General features: G+C 42.2%; 22 protein-coding genes. 5 read left to right on the forward strand and 17 right to left on the reverse strand.

From position 1 onward, the window contains the following. Nucleotides 1-105: 105 nt before the first annotated feature. Nucleotides 106-456, reverse strand: coding sequence for a hypothetical protein (locus V7K21_RS13080; RefSeq protein WP_335174830.1), 351 nt, complete (start codon nt 454-456; stop codon nt 106-108). Between the two features lie 179 nt (nt 457-635). Between V7K21_RS13080 and ispG the strand changes: the two genes are divergently transcribed. Together ispG and ctpC are read left to right on the forward strand one after the other, a co-directional pair. After that, entirely contained in the window at nt 636-1,862 is a 1,227-nt protein-coding gene (gene ispG / locus V7K21_RS13085) for a (E)-4-hydroxy-3-methylbut-2-enyl-diphosphate synthase (protein ID WP_335174832.1), read from the forward strand. Between the two features lie 264 nt (nt 1,863-2,126). Continuing rightward, complete coding sequence (ctpC, locus tag V7K21_RS13090; protein ID WP_335174834.1) at nt 2,127-3,410, forward strand: carboxyl-terminal processing protease CtpC; 1,284 nt, start codon at nt 2,127-2,129, stop codon at nt 3,408-3,410. Nucleotides 3,411-3,509: 99 nt separating this feature from the next. Here the strand turns inward: ctpC and V7K21_RS13095 are convergent, their stop codons facing one another. Next, the gene (locus V7K21_RS13095; protein WP_335174836.1) at nt 3,510-3,695 is read right to left on the reverse strand and encodes a DDE transposase family protein; all 186 of its coding nucleotides are present in this window, start codon (nt 3,693-3,695) and stop codon (nt 3,510-3,512) included. Nucleotides 3,696-3,949: 254 nt separating this feature from the next. Here V7K21_RS13095 and V7K21_RS13100 point away from each other — a divergent pair, with 254 nt between their 5' ends. Continuing rightward, a complete protein-coding gene (locus V7K21_RS13100) occupies nt 3,950-4,462 on the forward strand; it encodes a DUF6174 domain-containing protein (RefSeq protein ID WP_335174838.1) in 513 nt (170 codons plus the stop codon). Between the two features lie 603 nt (nt 4,463-5,065). Here V7K21_RS13100 and V7K21_RS13105 read toward each other — a convergent pair. Next, nucleotides 5,066-5,554: a hypothetical protein gene (locus V7K21_RS13105; protein ID WP_335174840.1), complete on the reverse strand. Its 489-nt coding sequence runs from the start codon at nt 5,552-5,554 to the stop codon at nt 5,066-5,068. Between the two features lie 163 nt (nt 5,555-5,717). Between V7K21_RS13105 and V7K21_RS13110 the strand changes: the two genes are divergently transcribed. Beyond that, entirely contained in the window at nt 5,718-7,640 is a 1,923-nt protein-coding gene (locus V7K21_RS13110; RefSeq protein ID WP_335174842.1) for a serine/threonine protein kinase, read from the forward strand. Nucleotides 7,641-7,789: 149 nt separating this feature from the next. Here V7K21_RS13110 and V7K21_RS13115 read toward each other — a convergent pair whose 3' ends face one another. The 5 genes from V7K21_RS13115 to V7K21_RS13135 form a co-directional block, all read right to left on the reverse strand. Then, on the reverse strand, nt 7,790-8,446 hold the full coding sequence (locus tag V7K21_RS13115) for a heterocyst differentiation related protein (protein ID WP_335174844.1): 657 nt from the start codon (nt 8,444-8,446) through the stop codon (nt 7,790-7,792). Between the two features lie 235 nt (nt 8,447-8,681). After that, nucleotides 8,682-9,509, reverse strand: coding sequence for a tryptophan synthase subunit alpha (gene trpA, locus V7K21_RS13120; protein ID WP_335174867.1), 828 nt, complete (start codon nt 9,507-9,509; stop codon nt 8,682-8,684). 77 nt (nt 9,510-9,586) lie between these two features. Continuing rightward, nucleotides 9,587-9,898 carry a DUF3007 family protein gene (locus V7K21_RS13125; RefSeq protein ID WP_273764580.1) on the reverse strand — a complete coding sequence of 104 codons (312 nt, stop codon included), beginning with the start codon at nt 9,896-9,898 and terminating at the stop codon, nt 9,587-9,589. A 24-nt stretch (nt 9,899-9,922) separates the two neighbouring features. Continuing rightward, on the reverse strand, nt 9,923-10,135 hold the full coding sequence (gene ndhL, locus V7K21_RS13130) for an NAD(P)H-quinone oxidoreductase subunit L (protein ID WP_334795670.1): 213 nt from the start codon (nt 10,133-10,135) through the stop codon (nt 9,923-9,925). Nucleotides 10,136-11,004: 869 nt separating this feature from the next. After that, entirely contained in the window at nt 11,005-11,487 is a 483-nt protein-coding gene (locus V7K21_RS13135; RefSeq protein ID WP_335174846.1) for a hypothetical protein, read from the reverse strand. 19 nt (nt 11,488-11,506) lie between these two features. Here V7K21_RS13135 and V7K21_RS13140 point away from each other — a divergent pair, with 19 nt between their 5' ends. Further along, the gene (locus tag V7K21_RS13140) at nt 11,507-11,968 is read left to right on the forward strand and encodes an ISAs1 family transposase (RefSeq protein ID WP_335174848.1); all 462 of its coding nucleotides are present in this window, start codon (nt 11,507-11,509) and stop codon (nt 11,966-11,968) included. Nucleotides 11,969-12,263: 295 nt separating this feature from the next. Here the strand turns inward: V7K21_RS13140 and V7K21_RS13145 are convergent, their stop codons facing one another. From V7K21_RS13145 to V7K21_RS13185, 9 genes are all read right to left on the reverse strand, one after another. Beyond that, nucleotides 12,264-15,155: a type I restriction endonuclease subunit R gene (locus V7K21_RS13145; protein WP_335174850.1), complete on the reverse strand. Its 2,892-nt coding sequence runs from the start codon at nt 15,153-15,155 to the stop codon at nt 12,264-12,266. Between the two features lie 3 nt (nt 15,156-15,158). After that, entirely contained in the window at nt 15,159-15,581 is a 423-nt protein-coding gene (locus V7K21_RS13150; RefSeq protein WP_335174853.1) for a type II toxin-antitoxin system VapC family toxin, read from the reverse strand. Then, a complete protein-coding gene (locus tag V7K21_RS13155) occupies nt 15,578-15,853 on the reverse strand; it encodes a DUF2281 domain-containing protein (RefSeq protein ID WP_335174855.1) in 276 nt (91 codons plus the stop codon). Before V7K21_RS13155 ends, V7K21_RS13150 begins: the two co-directional genes overlap by 4 nt. Further along, nucleotides 15,850-16,236 carry a type II toxin-antitoxin system VapC family toxin gene (locus tag V7K21_RS13160; RefSeq protein ID WP_335174857.1) on the reverse strand — a complete coding sequence of 129 codons (387 nt, stop codon included), beginning with the start codon at nt 16,234-16,236 and terminating at the stop codon, nt 15,850-15,852. Before V7K21_RS13160 ends, V7K21_RS13155 begins: the two co-directional genes overlap by 4 nt. Next, nucleotides 16,233-16,523 (reverse strand): DUF2281 domain-containing protein, encoded by a 291-nt coding sequence (locus V7K21_RS13165; RefSeq protein ID WP_334824457.1) that lies wholly within the window; start codon nt 16,521-16,523, stop codon nt 16,233-16,235. The genes V7K21_RS13160 and V7K21_RS13165 overlap by 4 nt, the downstream gene beginning before the upstream one ends. Further along, the gene (locus V7K21_RS13170; protein WP_335174859.1) at nt 16,513-17,097 is read right to left on the reverse strand and encodes a Uma2 family endonuclease; all 585 of its coding nucleotides are present in this window, start codon (nt 17,095-17,097) and stop codon (nt 16,513-16,515) included. The genes V7K21_RS13165 and V7K21_RS13170 overlap by 11 nt, the downstream gene beginning before the upstream one ends. A gap of 202 nt (nt 17,098-17,299) precedes the next feature. Next, nucleotides 17,300-17,524, reverse strand: a complete 225-nt coding sequence (locus tag V7K21_RS13175; RefSeq protein WP_335174861.1) for a hypothetical protein — start codon at nt 17,522-17,524, stop codon at nt 17,300-17,302. A 43-nt stretch (nt 17,525-17,567) separates the two neighbouring features. Further along, the gene (locus tag V7K21_RS13180) at nt 17,568-17,762 is read right to left on the reverse strand and encodes a hypothetical protein (protein ID WP_335174863.1); all 195 of its coding nucleotides are present in this window, start codon (nt 17,760-17,762) and stop codon (nt 17,568-17,570) included. Between the two features lie 95 nt (nt 17,763-17,857). Next, nucleotides 17,858-18,085, reverse strand: coding sequence for a restriction endonuclease subunit S (locus V7K21_RS13185; protein WP_335174865.1), 228 nt, complete (start codon nt 18,083-18,085; stop codon nt 17,858-17,860). Between the last annotated feature and the right edge of the window lie 24 nt (nt 18,086-18,109).

Consider the following 18,109-nt stretch of genomic DNA (forward strand, 5'->3'; position numbering starts at 1 on the left):
TGGTATCCAGGTACTGTGGCGAGGTTGGTTAAAATTACACGATCTCTGTGAGGGTTGGCAGCTTGCAAAAGAGACTTAACGGGAAAAGTCAGGTTCCGCTACGACTTACTGAGTTTTAGCCTTTTGCCACTGCTCAAACTTATCCTCACGTTGTTTTTTTAACTCTTGGAGTTTCTTTAACTCAGTTCGCTTTAGTAGTCCATCACGCGCCCGCTTTTTCTCAAGTTCCGTTTCCTCAAGGTCAATATTCTTGATGTCAATTTGAATATTTACAGTAACAGGCGTTGGACTCGGCGTAGTCTGGTTTTCTTTAAATCTTTCCTGGAAACGCTCATCAACAATGCTATTAATATGGTTTTTGGTTGCTTGATGGACAGTTTTGGTTATTTGATTAACAGTGCGGATTGCCTTTATAACAATAGCTCCAGCACTAAAAATTGCTTCGATAAATCTCATATTCCTGCTTTTTCAATAGATTTTTCAATTACTAGGGTTCCCTAAAGCCTAAGAGGATTATTACTTTCTCCATTTTTTTTCTACCTAACCGTCCAAAAAAGCCCTAGCTGTGGCAATCTGGGAAACAGAGATTTATCAAATCTGATATTTTATCTACAGGAAATTTACCTGATAGGGTTATGCAAACTCTACCGACTCTTACAACTTCCAATACCACAGTAGATCAACCCACTTTTGATACAACTATCAAGCGGCGTAAAACCCGTTCCGTAAAGGTGGGAAATGTCACCATTGGCGGCGGCTACCCCGTTGTGGTGCAGTCAATGATTAACGAAGACACTCTTGATATTGATGGTTCCGTGGCTGCTATTCGTCGTCTGCACGAAATTGGCTGCGAAATTGTCCGTGTCACAGTGCCGAGTATGGCTCATGCTAAAGCTTTAGCAGAAATTAAACAAAAATTAATTAAAACTTACCAAGACGTGCCAGTTGTGGCTGATGTCCATCACAATGGGCTGAAAATCGCTCTGGAAGTCTCCAAGCACATAGAAAAAGTGCGGATTAATCCGGGCTTGTATGTCTTTGAAAAGCCAAACCTTAATCGAACTGAGTATACTAAAACCGAATTTGACGAAATTGGGGATAAAATCCGCGAAACCTTAGAACCTCTGGTAGTTTCTTTGCGCGATCAAGGTAAATCGATGCGAATTGGGGTAAATCACGGTTCCCTCGCTGAAAGGATGCTATTTACCTACGGTGACACTCCAGAAGGCATGGTGGAATCTGCCATAGAATTTATCCGCATCTGTGAATCTTTGGATTTCGGCAACTTGGTAATTTCCATGAAAGCCTCACGAGTACCAGTGATGCTAGCCGCCTATCGCCTCATTGCCAAGCGCATGGATCAACTGGGTATGGATTATCCGCTACATTTAGGCGTTACGGAAGCCGGTGATGGCGAATACGGACGAATTAAATCTACGGCTGGTATTGCTACCTTACTTGCTGATGGCATTGGCGATACAATTCGCGTCTCACTTACAGAAGCACCAGAAAAAGAAATTCCCGTCTGCTACAGCATTCTCCAAGCTTTGGGATTGCGAAAAACGATGGTGGAATACGTCGCTTGTCCTTCCTGTGGACGCACTTTGTTTAACCTAGAGGAAGTGCTGCACAAAGTCAGGGAAGCCACTAAACACCTGACTGGATTAGACGTTGCAGTTATGGGTTGCATTGTCAATGGTCCCGGAGAAATGGCAGATGCTGATTATGGCTATGTTGGCAAAACACCTGGTTATATTTCTTTGTATCGTGGTCGAGAAGAAATTAAAAAAGTCCCAGAAGATAAAGGTGTAGAGGAATTAATTAACCTTATTAAAGCAGATGATCGCTGGGTAGAACCGTAAGGTAACTGGGGACTGAGAAAGAAGCAGGGGAGCAGAGGCTAAAGAGGTAATTTTCATTCTCCCCCTTGCCCCCAGCAAGAACTGCCCCTCTGCCTTTTGTACCCCATGCCCAAAAATTTTGTATCTTTAAACTACTAAGGTCACCGGATTGTCAAGTATTTTGTTGAAATTAGGAATACATCCTCCATCTGTACAGTGGTAGCCTGTGTTAGATTGAGCATACTGACTATATATTTATATTTTCCCTCTGACGCAGCTGTCATTATGGTGACTACAAAAAGTTGGCTTGTTTTGGGTGCTACGGTAGTGACATTCTCCACGATCGCTGCTACTAGCCTTGGCATTCACTCGCGAGGTCAGGCTTTATTTAAACCAAGTCCTAAAGAATTGGTAGATGAAGTTTGGCAAATTGTTCAGCGCCAATATGTAGACGGTACTTTTAATCAGGTAGATTGGCAGGCTGTTCGTAAGGAGTACTTGAGCAAGTCCTACAGTAATCCGCAGGAAGCGTATAAGTCCATTCGGGAAATGCTGAAAAAGCTAGAAGACCCCTACACCCGATTTATGAATCCAGAGGAATTCAAGAGTATGCAAGTGGAGACCTCTGGAAAACTCACAGGGATTGGGATCACGATCAGTCAGGATGAAAAAACGAAGCAACTGGTTGTAATTGCGCCAATCGAAGATACACCAGCCTTTAAAGCTGGTATTTTGGCAAAAGATGTCATCCTCAAAATCGATGGCAAAAATACCAAGGGGATGGATATTAATCAGGCAGTATCCCTGATTCGAGGTGAAGCAGGAACGCAAGTCAGCCTAACGATTCAGCGCGACGCTCAGATAAAAGAATTTGACATCAAGCGCGCGGATATTGAAATCCGTTCAGTTAAGTATTCCCAAAAGAAAACTTCAGCAGGTAACCTTGGGTACATTCGCTTGAATCAGTTCAGCGCCAATGCTGGTCAAGAAATGCAAATCGCCATCAAAGATTTAGAAAGCAAACAGGTAGCTGGATATATTCTGGATCTGCGTGGTAATCCAGGTGGCTTACTCTTCTCCAGTGTAGACATTGCCCGGATGTGGATAGATAAAGGTAAGATTGTCTCCACCGTTGAACGCCAAGGAGAGGCAGCAAAAGAAGAAGCAAACGGACGCGCCTTGACAAATAAACCGTTGGTGGTTCTGGTAGATAAAGGTTCAGCTAGTGCAAGTGAAATCCTCTCAGGGGCTTTGCAGGACAACAAACGTGCTACTTTGGTTGGAACTCAAACCTTTGGTAAGGGATTAGTGCAATCGGTGCGTCCCTTAGAAGATGGCTCAGGATTAGCGGTGACAATTGCTCATTACTATACCCCCAACGGTACAGATATTAACCATAAAGGTATTGCTCCAGATGTGAAGGTAGATTTGACTAAAGAGCAGATGGAGGAGTTATGGCTCCATGAACGTGACAAACTCGCTACCCTAGCAGATCCTCAATTCGCTAAAGCAGTGGAAGTGATAGGTAAAAAAATTGCTCCTAAGAGCACAACTTCAGCAGAAAAATGAACAGTTAGAAATAAAGTTAGGAGTGAATAGTGAGGAGTTAGGAATAAAAACCATGATTGTCAACTCATAACTTCTAACTTCAAACTCCTAACTTTTAACTTAAGCTGGTTGGCACTTCCCAGCCCTAATAAGTCCGACACGCCGAGCGATCGCTTCTTCTTGCGAACTAAAAGGCCCCCACTGTTCTATAATCTCTGGATTCTCGTGGCCAACTTTCTCGCTGGGGAGAATTTCGCAATTACCAAGAGAATGCTTGACAATATACCAAGTTTGTGAATAAGTCATCCTTGAAATAAAAACTTTGTTTTTTACAGTAAGGATTCTAAGGCATACAGAAAATATTCTTTCGTGTATGCAATTGTGTCGGATCTGATTTAGCTATAGACTACACTTACAACCAGTTCCTTACAGCCAGATTGCTATTTGCCCTTAGCTACCCACTAAAGAATTTTAATAAAAATATAAAGTGTACTTAAATAATAAGTATATGAATTAATATATAATACATATATAATACTTCTGAAATTCAATAGATTGATATGCGTTTACCTATCATTATCAGTGCGGGGTTGTTGTTATCTTTCGGACTGAACCTACCAGTAATGTCCAAATCTCCCGTAGAGATAGCACAAGCACAATCGCCAGCGAGTAATAACTGGAATTTAAGGCGATCGCAAAAGCGATTAGAATTTAATCGCCGTTTCTGGAATTGGCGAAATATTTCTAACTATGACTATACATTGAGCAATAGTTGCTTTTGTATAGCCGACGCTAGGGGACCAGTAGTCATTAAAGTACGTAATGGTCAAACAACTTCCGTCACTTCTGTAGCTACAGGTAAACCAGTTAATCCAGAATTTTTTCAAAACTACAACACAATTCCTAAGCTGTTTGATGTGATTCAAGATGCTATCAACCGAAAAGCCTTCAGCCTGAATGTGGAATACAGTGCTGGATTCGGCTATCCAACCAAAATTAATATCGATTACGACAGTCAGATAGCTGATGAAGAAAAATATCTCACAATTGAGAATTTTAAGGTAATTAAATAGCCGTCGTTGCAACCAGAAAATTAGATATTAAGGCAATAGGTATGCTTACCTTGATCATTAGAGGACGTTTGAAAAGTTTTAGGCGAATATAATTCGCTACTACACGAAGCTTAGTCTACCTCCGTGGACTAACGAAAAATCAAGGTTTTTTAAGCCACAGAGGTGGGTTTTGTCTATGTAGCCAAGCCAGTGCGATCTTGGAGGTTTCCCCCATAAGCACCTGGCGCGCGACTTATAATCGCCCAGGCTAGTAACAATTTAGACTTTTCAAACAACCTCTTAGATCTCTTGCATAAATGCTTAAATTGTCATATTGAGCGGAGCTAAACAGAGTAGTGAGATTTTTCTCTCCACTGCGTTCCGCTCAATATGACATTCCTGATTTTTTGACTTTTGCAAGAGGTCTATTAACTGCTGGCCTTCAAGTTTCTATGTGCTACTATGCGAATGTCTCAGAGTTAAAGGCGATGTCAGGGACGGTACTCCTATTCGGGAATAACTAGTAATAAAAATACAAGCCGAGATCCAACATATATCAAATGAACTATCTAATTTTTTGAGAGAGATATTAAAAGTAGAACTGAATATTAACCATTTTATTTGTTACCCTTCTGGCAATTTAGCAAACGCCTGCTCAACTAACTCTTTTGCTTTAGCATCTAAACGTAGCCAATCCACTTCACCCAGTTCATCAATTAAATTAGTATCAACATCAGCAGTTTCCTTCTCTGGGCTGTATTCCAGAAAACACACTTGATAACATAGTTCCCACAAATCGATACTCGCTTCTTGCTGTTGACGCTGCAAACGTAGATGATATCCTGGATGGGGCATCGGCAGACGAGTAAGAGTCTCTCTGATTCCATCTGCTTCTTGGGGCGTTGCAGTTTCCATTGCTTGCAACAACTCAGTCACTAATGCTTTGATTTCATCAGTGGTGCTAGGCGGCCAAATCAGGACATCGTTATAAGTTCCCGTCCAGGAAGATTCATCAAGCAACTTGCGGATATTGTCGATAACGCGAATGAAAGCAGGTTGCATGAGAATTTCAGCCTGCTGCCATGCAACTGAGTTTGTTATTTTAGGTGGCATTGGTAGTAAACAGGGGCACTAAAAGAAAAAAAAACAGTCTGCGTTTATTAAAAAGCTGTGTTTTTAATCTAAATCTTTTCTCAAGATAGCGGATTTCATTGAAGAAAATTTGGAGATATTTATTACCAGCTGAAAAATTAGGTAATAACTCTGGGGAGGGAATATGATCGGCAAGCTACTAGACCATCGTTACCAAGTAATTCGAGTCTTCGCGATGGGAGGATTTGGTCAAACCTATATTGCCCAAGATACTAGACGGCCCGGCAATCCCATTTGCGTCGTCAAGCACCTCAAACCCGGAACTGACCCCAGAGTTTTTAATACTGCTAAACGCCTGTTCCATAGCGAAGCCGAAACCTTAGAAAAACTAGGCAACCACGACCAAATACCCAGGCTGCTAGCATATTTTGACGAAAACCAAGAATTTTATTTAGTACAAGAATATATTGAAGGACATACCCTAGCTGAGGAACTTATACCTGGTAAGCGTTGGAGTGAAAGCCAAGTAGTTCAACTGTTACAAGAAGTTCTGGAAATTCTTGAATTTGTCCACCGCCAAGGCGTGATTCACCGCGACATCAAACCAGATAATATTATCCGTCGTGCCTCAGATAATAAGTTAGTTTTAGTGGACTTTGGGGCAGTGAAGCAACTGCGTACACAACTGGTGACAGTGGGCGGACAACCCTCTCCCACAGTAGTTATTGGCACTCCTGGCTACATGCCCACAGAACAAGGGCAAGGTAAACCGCGCCCTAATAGTGATATTTATTCCCTTGGCATCATCGCTATTCAAGCACTAACAGGATTATCAGCAACAGAACTGCAAGAAGACCCAGAAACGGGCGAAATCATTTGGCAGCAATCTGTAATTGTGAACTACCGACTGGCGGCAGTGTTGTCCAAGATGGTACATTATCACTTCAAAGACCGCTACCAAAACGCCACGGAAGCACTGCAAGTATGTAAAGACGCGATTAATCCTGTACCTGCACTTTCCACATCTCAAGAATCTGCCAAAAATTCCAGTTATCAAGCAGCCAAATCTCAGCGTCAAGTATCTCGGCTGCAAACTGTTGCAGTTGCACCAGCAGATCCTGTCAAACCTGCCCATCAAGACTCTAGCAAATCAGATCCATGGCCGATATTAATTGGCATATTATTGGCGGGTGGTGCGGCTGCTTTGGTAACAAATGTATATCCAAATGTAAAAAATTTAGCTTCTAATTTTACAGGTAACGATACCGCCTTAGCAAACAAATGCTCGGCTATTGTCGTCGGAAATTCCAATATCCGTTCTGAACCTAGTTCGATAAATTCTGATAATGTTTTGCAAATAGTTGTTGATAACACCAATTTCGAGGTGACTGGCAAGCGCACAAAACGAGGTTGGGTAGAAGTTAAACTTAAATCTGGTCGTTTGGCTTGGGGCCACTCGGATGTGATAACCAATAATGAAGAATGGGGTTCTTGCCTGCGCGAAAAGGGCATTGCAACTAAGATTGTAGATGATAGTCTCCTGATTGCGACTCGACCGACTCCCAAGCCAAAAGCAAAATCGAGGGATGTAGTAACTCCATTACCAGAAAAATCACAGCAGTTAACTTCCGACACTGGGAAATTAGATCAATCGCAGCCTAGTGATAACAGTGCCAATATTGTAGAACAAGCAAGACAGAAGTATGAATCAGGAGATATAGTCGGAGCGATCGCACTTTTGAGATCAATTCCGGCAAATGCTGCTTCTAGTATCCAAGAGACACGCAAAATGATTGCCCAGTGGCAGGAAGATTGGGCGAAAGCAGAGGCGTTATCTAATGAGATCAATAAAGCGCTGGATGATGGGAAATGGGATAAAGTTTTAGATTATAAAAACCATCAAGAAAAGTTGCCTAATACTCAATATTGGCGAAATAGAATAGAACCATTATTTAAACAAGCAGCCGAAAATCTAGGAAAACAGGCACTAAGTCAACTAGAAAATCAAGGTAATCAGAAGAGTACCCAACACAAACTTCCCAATACTAACCAACCTGCCACTAAAGAGAGTCTCAATACCACAGAAACTCCTAAAAGTGGCTTTTAATAGTTATTAGTAAATACTGTTTACCTCATTGGAATTCCTAAAACCAGGCTCCGCCTCCTAAATTCGCGGCAGCAGCCCAATGAAGAACGTTTCCAGGTTATACCTGGAAACGAGATTTTAAATCGGTGTTTATCTGTAGTTTATTTTCCCTAGTGCATTTCGTCGTATTCTGGGGCTTCAACTCGTCTTGCTTCCATCCGAGAAGCAGGTAGAAACTCAGCGCGACGGACTGGAACCAAGGGCGGCGTATTTCCTTGATAGGGGTGAATCACTTGTACAGTACGGGCTGGACGCTGCCGTGGTGAGAATAAAGCCAATACCCCAGCGACGACAACACCACCACCAATAGTGAGAGCCGCACCTCCCACAGCCCAGAGCATGGATGAAGACCACCAAGGATTTTGCGGTTGGAATGCTGCTGCTTTTTGTTGGTTATTCTGCTGGGCTAATTGCCACTGTTGCTGAGTATTGAAATTTTGAACTTGGCCTTGGAGTTGTTGATTTTGCAACTTCAGCTGTTCATTGTCGTTTTTTAAACGCTCCAACTGCATCTGCGTGTTCAACTTCTCCATCTCTAGGCGCTGGTCAGAAGTAGGAGCAGTCGGTGGCTGACTGGGATACATTGGTTGCCCATAAGGCCCGTAAGGATACATTTGTGGCTGTACTCCCGGCGCGACTACAGTCCCTGGCATTTGCGAAGCAACGGCAAAATTAGGTTGTAGGGGGGTATTCGTCCCTTTGAGCAATACCAGAGCCGCCAGCCCAGCTACGGCGACCCCGCCGATAAACGCCATACTCTCACTCATCGCCTTTGCCCCTCAATTGCGACGTAACTATAACCATTTGTGACTGACTTCCTCTCACACACATAATTTATACCTACTCGACTTCACATAATACTCAAACTATAAGCGACCGGATCAGCTAGTTTTTTTAGATCATGCTATCTGATGTTAATATTCAAAACCATAACGGTCAAATTGTCTACCAAATAAGAAGAGAAAAACTGCGTTGTTATACTTTTTAATCTACTTTCCCCGTCTAATCAAGAGGAGTATTTGTACTGTTGTTAGTGGTCTTGATGGCTGCCTTGAGACTTTGGCAAAATTCGGCGATCGCATTTAGTCCCTCCTCTGGTGTGCCTTGGGCCAACTTTTTCACAAAAGCGCTGCCCACAATCACTGCATCTGCGCCCCATTCCTTTACCTGAAGGGCTTGTGCAGCTTCGGAAATCCCAAAGCCTACACCGATGGGTTTATCAGTAACATCACGAATTTGTTTGAGTAAATCTGACACGCGGTTTTCCAGTTGCGATCGCACCCCTGTTACCCCTGTGACGCTGACCAAATAAATAAATCCAACGGATGAACGAGCGATCGCTTCTATCCGTTCAGCAGAACTGGTGGGAGCGACCAACAAGATTACGTTAATTCCCATCTCATTAGCTGATTGGAGCAAGCCTGCTGCTTCCTCTAAGGGTAAGTCAGGTATTACCAATCCTGCGACCCCAGCAGCAGCAATTTGCCCAAGAAATTTTTCAATCCCCCGGTGCAAAATTGAGTTGTAATAGATAAACAGAACAATCGGCGATCGCAGTTTAGAAGTAATCCCTTGCAACATTTCCAGCACCTGCTCTAATTTCGTTCCCCTTTGCAGGGCGCGGGTAGCAGCAGCTTGAATTACTGGCCCATCCGCCAGAGGATCGGAGTAGGGTATGCCCAGTTCTATAATGTCGGCTCCACTGCGATCTAGAACCTGCAACGCTTTTGCTGTTGTTTCTAAATCTGGATCGCCAGCAGTAATAAACGGAATCAGAGCGCACTCACGATTCCGTCTAAGGGTTTCAAAGCAATGAGAAATCGCAGTCATTTGAGTGTCAAGAGTCAAAGGTCAAGAGTCAAGAGTCAAAATTGGGACTTTGGACTCTGAACTCATCAATGATAACTTTACACCTGAGATTGCTCTTCTTGTTCTATTTCAGCTTGAATTCGTGCTAGTTCTTCGGGAGTAAGCTCATCTAGTCGCTTTTGCAGAAAGTCTTGCTCATACTGTTCCCGCTGTTGGTGGTAGGTCATTTTTTGTCCCACCGCACGGAAAAAATAGCTGGCTAACCAGCCAACTAACCCACTGACTAGTAAGACTTGGCTCCATATACCAGCTTTCTGATTATCCAAACCGACTAGCTGCAATCCTACATATGCCAAGCCGCCGGCAATAAAAACACCCAAGCCAATTCCAATAGCGTCAATCCGTCGCATGAGAGTTATGACCTACCAATCTTGTTAAACTTCAATTTGTCGCCGTCGGGGTCGAAAATTTACAAAAGGCGATAGAACCAACAAACCCGGAAAGAAGAAAAATACCAAAAAGTACATAAAGGTACGCTCGATGGAGGTAGCTACATACCAACGCTGCTTCAGGTACAGCAAGATAGCAATCGGGATTACCAGAAGGTAAGCTCCAGCCAAAATCAGATACAGCAGGGCGACAATCATAACTTTCAAGTCTTAAGCTTCTGTTTTCCATCATAGGCTGAAGAGCCAGACTGAGGAAAGTATAATCATGACGCTTTCAACATGACTACGCCAAAATTCCTCGTCTATGTCCAGATTAGACTGATAAAAGGTAGTATTATGCTGTAATCGTAAATCCACTAGCAAACAAATGCTTTAGTTAGACAACAAAGAAAACTCATCCACATTGATTAGGAGGAAACAAGGAAGATTTCCAACTCTGGAACACAATCGCCCTATCTCGAAAAAATATTTTCAATCTAGTTGGACAAAAGACACAATTGATGGTGGAATAGATGAGGAGGTATTTACTGCTTCCACGAAATAACTAGTTATACTAGTTGCCAAACACCTGCGGGGGTGTGGCGGAATGGTAGACGCTACGGACTTAGATAACTGAGCCTTGAAGGAGAAATCCCTCAAGTGGAAGCTCTCAAACTCAGGGAAACCTAAATCTGGTTACAGACATGGCAATCCTGAGCCAAGCCCAAAAATTTTAGATTTGCAATTTGAAATTTGCGATTAATCTTCAATCCAAAATTCAAAATCTAAAATCAAAAATTGAGGGAAGGTGCAGAGACCCGACGGGAGCTACCCTAACGTTAAGTCGAGGGTAAAGGGAGAGTCCAATTCTCAAAATCTGAGCTGGCTATTGTCATCAGGTAGCAGTGAAAACTGCGGGAGAATGAAAATCCGTTGACCGTAAAAGGTCGTGTGGGTTCAAGTCCCTCCACCCCCATTAAAAATTTAAAATGCCAAAAGACTCCTATTGTGACTTTACCCATAAGTTTGCCCCAACGGCAAGCTTATGCTTCCAGTAAAGGGTGGCAAGGTTATGGTTCCAAACAAATTTATCTCCGCACTGCCCTTAAAGCAGCGCGAACTTTTTTATCGCGAAAACATCCTGGTTTAGCCAATAACCTTGAAATAGCTGCCTCACTAGGATAAATACCTTCAGTGTGAACTTGGCTAACGGCTTGTTTTACCTCCTCGCAACAGTGTTCGATTCGTTTGATGCGAGATTCTTTCATATACTTAACGTACTCGGCTGAAATCGCTCGGCATAGCTTTGGGAAATGCCTGTAAAGAACTCGCTTAGCATACCCAAGGCGTTTTGCTACTGCTGTCATAGGTAGCGGTTGTTCATTTGCTTGAAGCACATTTTCAAGTAATTGTTTAGTGCGATCGCTATCAAATTTTACTTCAAGCTTTTTTGTACTGCTATCTTTCACTTGGTTTCGAGGCGTAGCAGGAAATTGACTAGAATTCTCCTTAAGAGTCTCTTGAGTCAAAAAATCCAGCACAGATACCTGGAGAGTAAAACAGATTTTCAAAAAGATACTTCTTAGTTGAGTGTTTGAGAAAATTAACCCTAAAGAATTTGAGCAATGTTTTCGGCGGTGGGTGCAAGCGCTGGTGGAGAAGTTGGGAGTAGAAGTAATCGCCATCGATGGCAAAAATCACAGAGGCTCATATGACAGAGCATCTCAGCTAAAAGCTTTGCACATGGTCAGCGCTTGGTCAAATGAACACCGTTTGGTCTTGGGACAAACAAAAGTCAGTGCAAAATCAAATGAGATCACCGCAATTCCAGCACTCTTAGAAATGTTAGACATATCTGGCTGCATCATCACAATTGATGCAATGGGCACTCAAAAATCGATTGCCCAAAAAATCATCGCAGCAAATGCTGATTATGTTTTGAGCCTAAAAGATAATCATCCCACACTGCACCAAGATTTTCTAATAACAAATACAAGACCAATTTTTTCTAATAGTATAGCTTGTATTCATTGCCTTGCCTCGGATATTTGAAGGCGAGCAACCCATTGTTCAAATTGCTCTTTCATATCAGTCCTTACTAAGCACTTTGCGCTTTATTTTATGAATCTATCAAAATAAGACCATAAAGTTAGGAACTTGCTTGTCTGATGCTATACTACATAAATTTATAACATTTATAGTGTGCAAGAAGGCGAAGATTAGTGTATCCCAGTTGTTTGGGTCAGATTTTAAGGAATTGGGCAAAATATTGTTCGGGAATCTTAGTCTGGAATTAAAGTTGTAGAAGTTTAGTATAAATTTGACATCGCCTGCTTTGAGAACTGTTTTATTCTTCCTCCCCAAGCTCACCAAGAGCGTCATCAAATTTATTGATGATATCGAGTAATTTTGATACGACTCGCGCAAAGATTTTTTTACGATCTAATAATTTGGGTTTTTCATTACAAGCACTCAGCACAGTTTCTCTTAATGGCTCTTTCCCTGAAAATTTATAGTCGGCAATCATTTGATTAACAACTTCGACCTTGAGATTTTCCTCTATACAGAGTTGCCCAATTGCTTCAACACGTTCTTGAGTCCAGAAGTCTTGAAAGACGGTTTCGACTTTTTCTTCAGGTTCGAGGGTGGGTAGCCGCTCTTCGATAAATTTCTCTAGCAGATCCCGTTTACCTCGTAATTGGGCTTCTTTACCAATGAGCTCAAGGATAGAGGCTTTCTGGCTCTGGTACTCTTCTGAGGTGACATCTGTTTGTCGATCGCGCTGGAGGTTAGCCACCAGCTTGAGAATATAGGTGACATTGATTTCGTCTTGCTGGATCAGTTCCAGTTCAAAATCAACTTCCTCAACCAAAGATTCCTTCTCTTCATTGGGTTTGGATCGCGTTCTATCATAGATGTCCAGATATTTGCTTTTGTAGTCCTCAAAGGTTTGTTCATCCAGATTCAAGTCGGAAAAACTAAATTCAGTAAATGATTTACTTACATTCTGTAAACGGATAAGATTACGAAAGGCTTTAACGAACTCAACTTGGTCGTCTTCACTAATCAGTTTATTGACATCGTTAGGGATAGTGGCGATCGCCCTCAGTTCTTGCACACCTTTATTGAATTTTTCAATGTAGTATTCGTAGGGTTCAATAAAAATTTCTTCGCTGGCGTTGGTGTCGGAAAACAGGGCAACGGCTTGATCAGTATTCTCTTTGAGGTTACGGAAAGAGACGATATTCCCTTGGGATTTAAGTTCGCCAAAAATGCGATTAGTGCGGGAGTATGCTTGAATTAATCCGTGATACTTCAGATTTTTGTCAACGTAAAGTGTATTGAGCTTTTTGACATCAAAGCCCGTGAGAAACATATTGACGACTAACAGAATATCGGCGCGTTCCTGATCCTGAAAGTTTTCTCGATCGCGGTCTTTCATGCGCTTGGCGATGTCTTTATAGTAGGCATAGAAAGCCTGACTATCTTTGGCGGAATGTTGGGTTTGGTACATCTGGTTATAGTCCGCGATCAACTCATTCAGTTTGTCGCGGCTATGGCTACGGCTGCTTACATCTGTGCTGATATTAAAATCGGGTTCTCCAATTAAGCCATTTGCATCTTGGTCTTCTTCGTTGTAGCCAGGAGTAAAAATTGCGATCGCTCGTAGGTCATGTAATCCCTGTTTTTGTTTGTTTTTGAAGGTGTCGTAATAGGTAATTAGGGTGTCTACGCTGCTGGCGCAGAGCATGGCGGAGAATTTTTTGCCGTGGGTTTTACGGTGGTGGTTGGCAATAATCCAATCGACAATTAGAGAAATTCGTTCGGGATTTTCAAAGGATTCTCGGTCTAATTTTGGCTCTGTGATCAGCGTGCCGTCTTTGCGTTTGCCTGAATCTTTGACAGTGCCCCAATACTCGACGGAAAATTTAAGCACGTTTTGATCGGCGATCGCATTGGTAATCACATATTTATGCAGACATTCCTGGAATAGGTCTTTGGTAGTGCGTTTACCGTGTTGATTACTGGCAGCGTTATCGGCAAAGATGGGAGTCCCAGTAAAGCCAAACATCTGGGCTTGGGTAAAGGATTTGACAATATTTTTGTGAGTTTCGCCAAATTGAGAACGGTGACACTCATCAAAGATGAACACAATGCGCTTATCTTTGAGCTTCTCCATTGCGACTTCATGGCGTTGGGATTTGATCGCTCGGTTGAGTTTTTGGATAGTGGTGACAATGAGGGGATTATCCCCAGCCATTTGTTCTACTAGTTGTCGAGTATTGTCGGTGGTGTCTACGCAATTAGGACTAAAATAATTAAATTCTCTGCTGGTTTGGTAGTCGAGGTCAGCGCGATCGACGACAAACAGCACTTTATGCACTTTGGGTAATTGGGTGAGGATTTGGGCAGCTTTGAAGCTGGTAAGGGTTTTGCCTGATCCGGTAGTGTGCCAGATATAGCCGTTTTTATCAGTATCCTTGACTCGCTCAATGATGGCTTCTACGGCGTAATATTGATAGGGGCGCAGCACCATCAGCACTTTGTCGGATTCGTGCAGGACGATGTATTTACAGATCATTTTGGAGATGTGGCATTTCTCCAGAAAGCTGTCGGCGAAGTCTTCCAGTTGGGTTATCAGGTTATTGCCTTGGTTAGCCCAGTAGAAGGTTTGTTTATATTCTTGTTTGCGGTTGTTGGCGTAGTAGCGGGTATTGAGACCGTTGGAGATGACGAAAATTTGGACGTATTGAAACAGTCCATTGTCTGCGCCGTAGGAATGGCGCTGGTAGCGGTTGATTTGGTTAAAGGCTTCTTTAAGTTCCAGCCCTCGGCGTTTGAGTTCGATTTGGGCGAGGGGCAAGCCGTTAATTAGCAAGGTTACGTCGTAGCGATTTTTGTAATTGCCTTGCTGGGTGATCTGGCTTGTAACTTGATATTGGTTTTGACACCAATGTTCGGTATTGAGGAATTCTAGGTAAAAGGTAGTGCCGTCATCGCGGCTGAGTTCCATTTTGTCGCGGAGGCGTTTGGCGCGATCAAATACGTTGCCTTTGTCGAGGTGGTTGAGGATGCTTTTAAACTCTGTGTCGCTGAGTTTGATGTGGTTATGTTTTTCCAGTTGGGTTTTGAGGTTGGCTTTCAGGTCTTCGGCATTGCGAAGGGTGACAGGTTCATAGCCTAATCCTGTTAGACGTTCAATCAGTTTTTGTTCAAGTTCGGCTTCGGTTTGAGGCATAGCTTAATTCTCGTTGGGCATGATCACGGGAATCGTTTGGTTGCGCTGCTTTCGATAAATGGTAAAGTCGCTATCCAGGGTTAGGATTTGGCTATTTTCGTACATTTCGCTTATTCTGACTAAACAAGCATCGGCGAGAGACATTGGCACTGAAGCATAGCGTTTCATTAGGTTTTCTATGGCTTCAATTTCTTGACTGAGGTTGAAAGGAATAATGATATGACCTTGCTTAATAAGTTTTAGAATAGTTTCTTGTCCGTCGTGAATCCTTTGGGCGAGGAAACAGGCTTCTGTAATTACGGCTTCGTTGGTTAAGACAGGGGTGCTGATTTGAGAGAGTTGGGACACTGCCCAAGCGTGGAATTTATCTTTGGGCATGAGGTAGGCAATTAAAACTCCTGTATCTAGGATGGTAGCTCTAGTCATGATCTACCGAATTTTTCTAGATATTTAGGATTATGGGAGAGGTCTTCGAGATCGCTATCAAGGCAGCCGATAAATTCTTTAGTCGCGTCGGCAAAGGATGTTTCGGCGGTTTTTGGTGCAGTGGGTGTTTGCGGCTGAAGGGTGCGGCTCGCTTGAAATTCTAGAAATTCTACAAATTCGATCACTTTTTTTTGTTGTTCGGGGGGGAGTTGTTGGATTTTTTGAATGACTATTTCTAGGGTTAGCATATTGGGCAATGGGTAATGGGTCATGGGGAATGGGTGGGATTATAAATATTTAAGCCTTGGATGAAGCGAAAATCTTTCAGGTTTAAGGTATAGAGGCTAATGTTATGGGTTAGGGCAGTGGCAGCAATCAGGGCATCGGGAATTGTGAGTTTATGGCTTAGGGAATATTGCGCCATGAGTTGAATAAATTTCTCTGAAATGGGCTGATCGATAGGGATATTTTGGAGTATGTCTAGGTGTTGCTGAATACGATTAAGTTCGTTTTTATTAATTGCGCCATAGTACAGTTCGGCTCTAGTGATTACGCTAATGGCTAATTGATCAATGCCAATTTGACGTAATTCTTGAATGATGGCGGTATTATTTTTATAGAATTCAATGAGGATATTGGTATCACACAAAATCATTGATTCTCTTCACCCCATGCGTCTTTGCGGATGGTGTCTAGGGTAATGTTTTTCCCTTCCCAAATTCCGGCTAGGGCGAAAAAGTCTTGATCTTGTTGGGGAGGTGTTTCGGGTTGTTGATCTTGTTGTTGGCGATCGGCTTGAAATTCTAGGAATTCTACAAATTCGATCACTTTTTTTTGTTGTTCGGGGGGGAGTTGTTGGATTTTTTGGATTACGGTTTCGAGGGTTAGCATATTGGGCGTTAGGTAATGGGTAGTAGGTAATGCTTTGATTCTATTCCCCATTCCCTGGTTCAAGGGTTAAACCGCGATAGACTTGTTCAATGGGGAAATTGAGGTTAATGCTTTTGAGTTCGATTGTGTCGCCTGCTTTGTAGTTGATAATCAACCAGTCACCTGCGTCGTTTTTGTGATACAGGTCTATTTCGATGCTGGTGGAACTGACTAATAGGTAATCTTGTAAGGCTGGATTGTTGCGATACATTCTGAACTTGCCACCTCTGTCGTAGGCTTCGGTGCTGGTGGAAAGAACTTCAACGATTAAGCAGGGGTAAGTAATATATTGGGTTGTGGTTTTATCGCGATCGTCGCAGGTTACGCTGGCATCTGGGTAGGTATAGTTATTAGTGCCGACAATATTAACTCTCAGGTCTGAGTTACCTGTTATGCAACTACTAGCATCTAAATGGGTATCAAACATAGTCGTAAATCGAATTGCAATGCGGCTATGATTAACGCTACCGCCAGTTATGGCATAAACTTGACCGTTGATTAGTTCGTGTTTTTCTAGTTGCTGTTCTTCCCAAGCAAAGTATTCTTCGGGGGTTAAGTTTGTGGGTTTGTCTTTAGCGGCGATCATTTTGGTTGGGTAATGGTTAATGGGTAATTGGTAATACTTTGATTTTATTCGCTGTTCCCTAACTTTTCGTTGGTAAAGAAATAACCTGTACTTCGCTGATTTTTGACAACTGCTTATCATTGGTAATTAACACTGCTGCACACTCCCAAGCCCTGGCAAGAATAACAGCATCAGGCATTTTTAAGCTATATTTTCGCCTTAATTAAATTGTTTTTTCGGAAATATTCGTATCTAGAGATACTTCGATAAGAGTTTTTAGAGTTGAGCGAATTAAATTATCTTCCTGCGAAGATAAACCCTTAAAAGATAAAATCTCAATACTTGTGATGACAGAATAACCTATGTTACCATTGGGTATGGGTTGGGTTAATTCTTGATTGAACAATGAGATCAAAATATTAGTATCAATGAGATAATCCAGTTTCATCCCACTCACTCCGAATTTGCTCTTGCCAAGCTAAAGCATTAATCTATTGAAAAGCTGTAATTTTCCCTGAGAGTTGGTTAATGGGATGCTCTGAAGCATAATCAGGATTAGATTGACTATCAACTGGTTGACTATGGAGTTTTTGACTCAGATATTGCAAAATCTCCTGTTGTTCTGTCCAAGATAATTGTTCAAGTAAGCTAAATACTTGTTCTTTGGTAATTTGCAAGTTTAGCATTGCTTAAATCTCCATATTTTTTATCAGGTAATGGGTAATTGGTAATTGGTAATACTTTTATTTTCTTCCCTGTTCTCTGTTCTCTGTTCCCTATTTCAAATAAACAGTTTTTGGAGTAAGCCTTTTTTGAATTTTTCGGTTTGCTCGATTTGGCGGGAGAGGGCTTCAATTTTGCGATCGATGGCGGTCAAGAAAGTGACTATTTTTCGTTGCTCTTCTAAGCAAGGTAACGGTATTTTGATATTTGAGAAATTTTGTAACTGCCCAGGTAGGAATGTCAGGAATATTCCCATGAGGGAAGAAAGATGGTAGTGTTCAAGCATGAATCCAGAAGAAAAAGATCAAAA

The sequence above is a fragment of the Nostoc sp. genome (genome assembly GCF_036919595.1).
Lineage (GTDB): Bacteria > Cyanobacteriota > Cyanobacteriia > Cyanobacteriales > Nostocaceae > Nostoc.

Excerpts from the sequence above, each read along its gene's own strand:
- V7K21_RS13080 (WP_335174830.1), bottom strand. The coding sequence starts at position 456 with ATGAGATTTATCGAAGCAATTTTTAGTGCTGGAGCTATTGTTATAAAG.
- ispG (WP_335174832.1), top strand. The coding sequence starts at position 636 with ATGCAAACTCTACCGACTCTTACAACTTCCAATACCACAGTAGATCAA.
- ctpC (WP_335174834.1), top strand. The coding sequence starts at position 2,127 with ATGGTGACTACAAAAAGTTGGCTTGTTTTGGGTGCTACGGTAGTGACA.
- V7K21_RS13095 (WP_335174836.1), bottom strand. The coding sequence starts at position 3,695 with ATGACTTATTCACAAACTTGGTATATTGTCAAGCATTCTCTTGGTAAT.
- V7K21_RS13100 (WP_335174838.1), top strand. The coding sequence starts at position 3,950 with ATGCGTTTACCTATCATTATCAGTGCGGGGTTGTTGTTATCTTTCGGA.
- V7K21_RS13105 (WP_335174840.1), bottom strand. The coding sequence starts at position 5,554 with ATGCCACCTAAAATAACAAACTCAGTTGCATGGCAGCAGGCTGAAATT.
- V7K21_RS13110 (WP_335174842.1), top strand. The coding sequence starts at position 5,718 with ATGATCGGCAAGCTACTAGACCATCGTTACCAAGTAATTCGAGTCTTC.
- V7K21_RS13115 (WP_335174844.1), bottom strand. The coding sequence starts at position 8,446 with ATGAGTGAGAGTATGGCGTTTATCGGCGGGGTCGCCGTAGCTGGGCTG.
- trpA (WP_335174867.1), bottom strand. The coding sequence starts at position 9,509 with ATGACTGCGATTTCTCATTGCTTTGAAACCCTTAGACGGAATCGTGAG.
- V7K21_RS13125 (WP_273764580.1), bottom strand. The coding sequence starts at position 9,898 with ATGCGACGGATTGACGCTATTGGAATTGGCTTGGGTGTTTTTATTGCC.
- ndhL (WP_334795670.1), bottom strand. The coding sequence starts at position 10,135 with ATGATTGTCGCCCTGCTGTATCTGATTTTGGCTGGAGCTTACCTTCTG.
- V7K21_RS13145 (WP_335174850.1), bottom strand. The coding sequence starts at position 15,155 with ATGCCTCAAACCGAAGCCGAACTTGAACAAAAACTGATTGAACGTCTA.
- V7K21_RS13150 (WP_335174853.1), bottom strand. The coding sequence starts at position 15,581 with ATGACTAGAGCTACCATCCTAGATACAGGAGTTTTAATTGCCTACCTC.
- V7K21_RS13155 (WP_335174855.1), bottom strand. The coding sequence starts at position 15,853 with ATGACCCATTACCCATTGCCCAATATGCTAACCCTAGAAATAGTCATT.
- V7K21_RS13160 (WP_335174857.1), bottom strand. The coding sequence starts at position 16,236 with ATGATTTTGTGTGATACCAATATCCTCATTGAATTCTATAAAAATAAT.
- V7K21_RS13165 (WP_334824457.1), bottom strand. The coding sequence starts at position 16,523 with ATGGGGAATAGAATCAAAGCATTACCTACTACCCATTACCTAACGCCC.
- V7K21_RS13170 (WP_335174859.1), bottom strand. The coding sequence starts at position 17,097 with ATGATCGCCGCTAAAGACAAACCCACAAACTTAACCCCCGAAGAATAC.
- V7K21_RS13175 (WP_335174861.1), bottom strand. The coding sequence starts at position 17,524 with ATGAAACTGGATTATCTCATTGATACTAATATTTTGATCTCATTGTTC.
- V7K21_RS13180 (WP_335174863.1), bottom strand. The coding sequence starts at position 17,762 with ATGCTAAACTTGCAAATTACCAAAGAACAAGTATTTAGCTTACTTGAA.
- V7K21_RS13185 (WP_335174865.1), bottom strand. The coding sequence starts at position 18,085 with ATGCTTGAACACTACCATCTTTCTTCCCTCATGGGAATATTCCTGACA.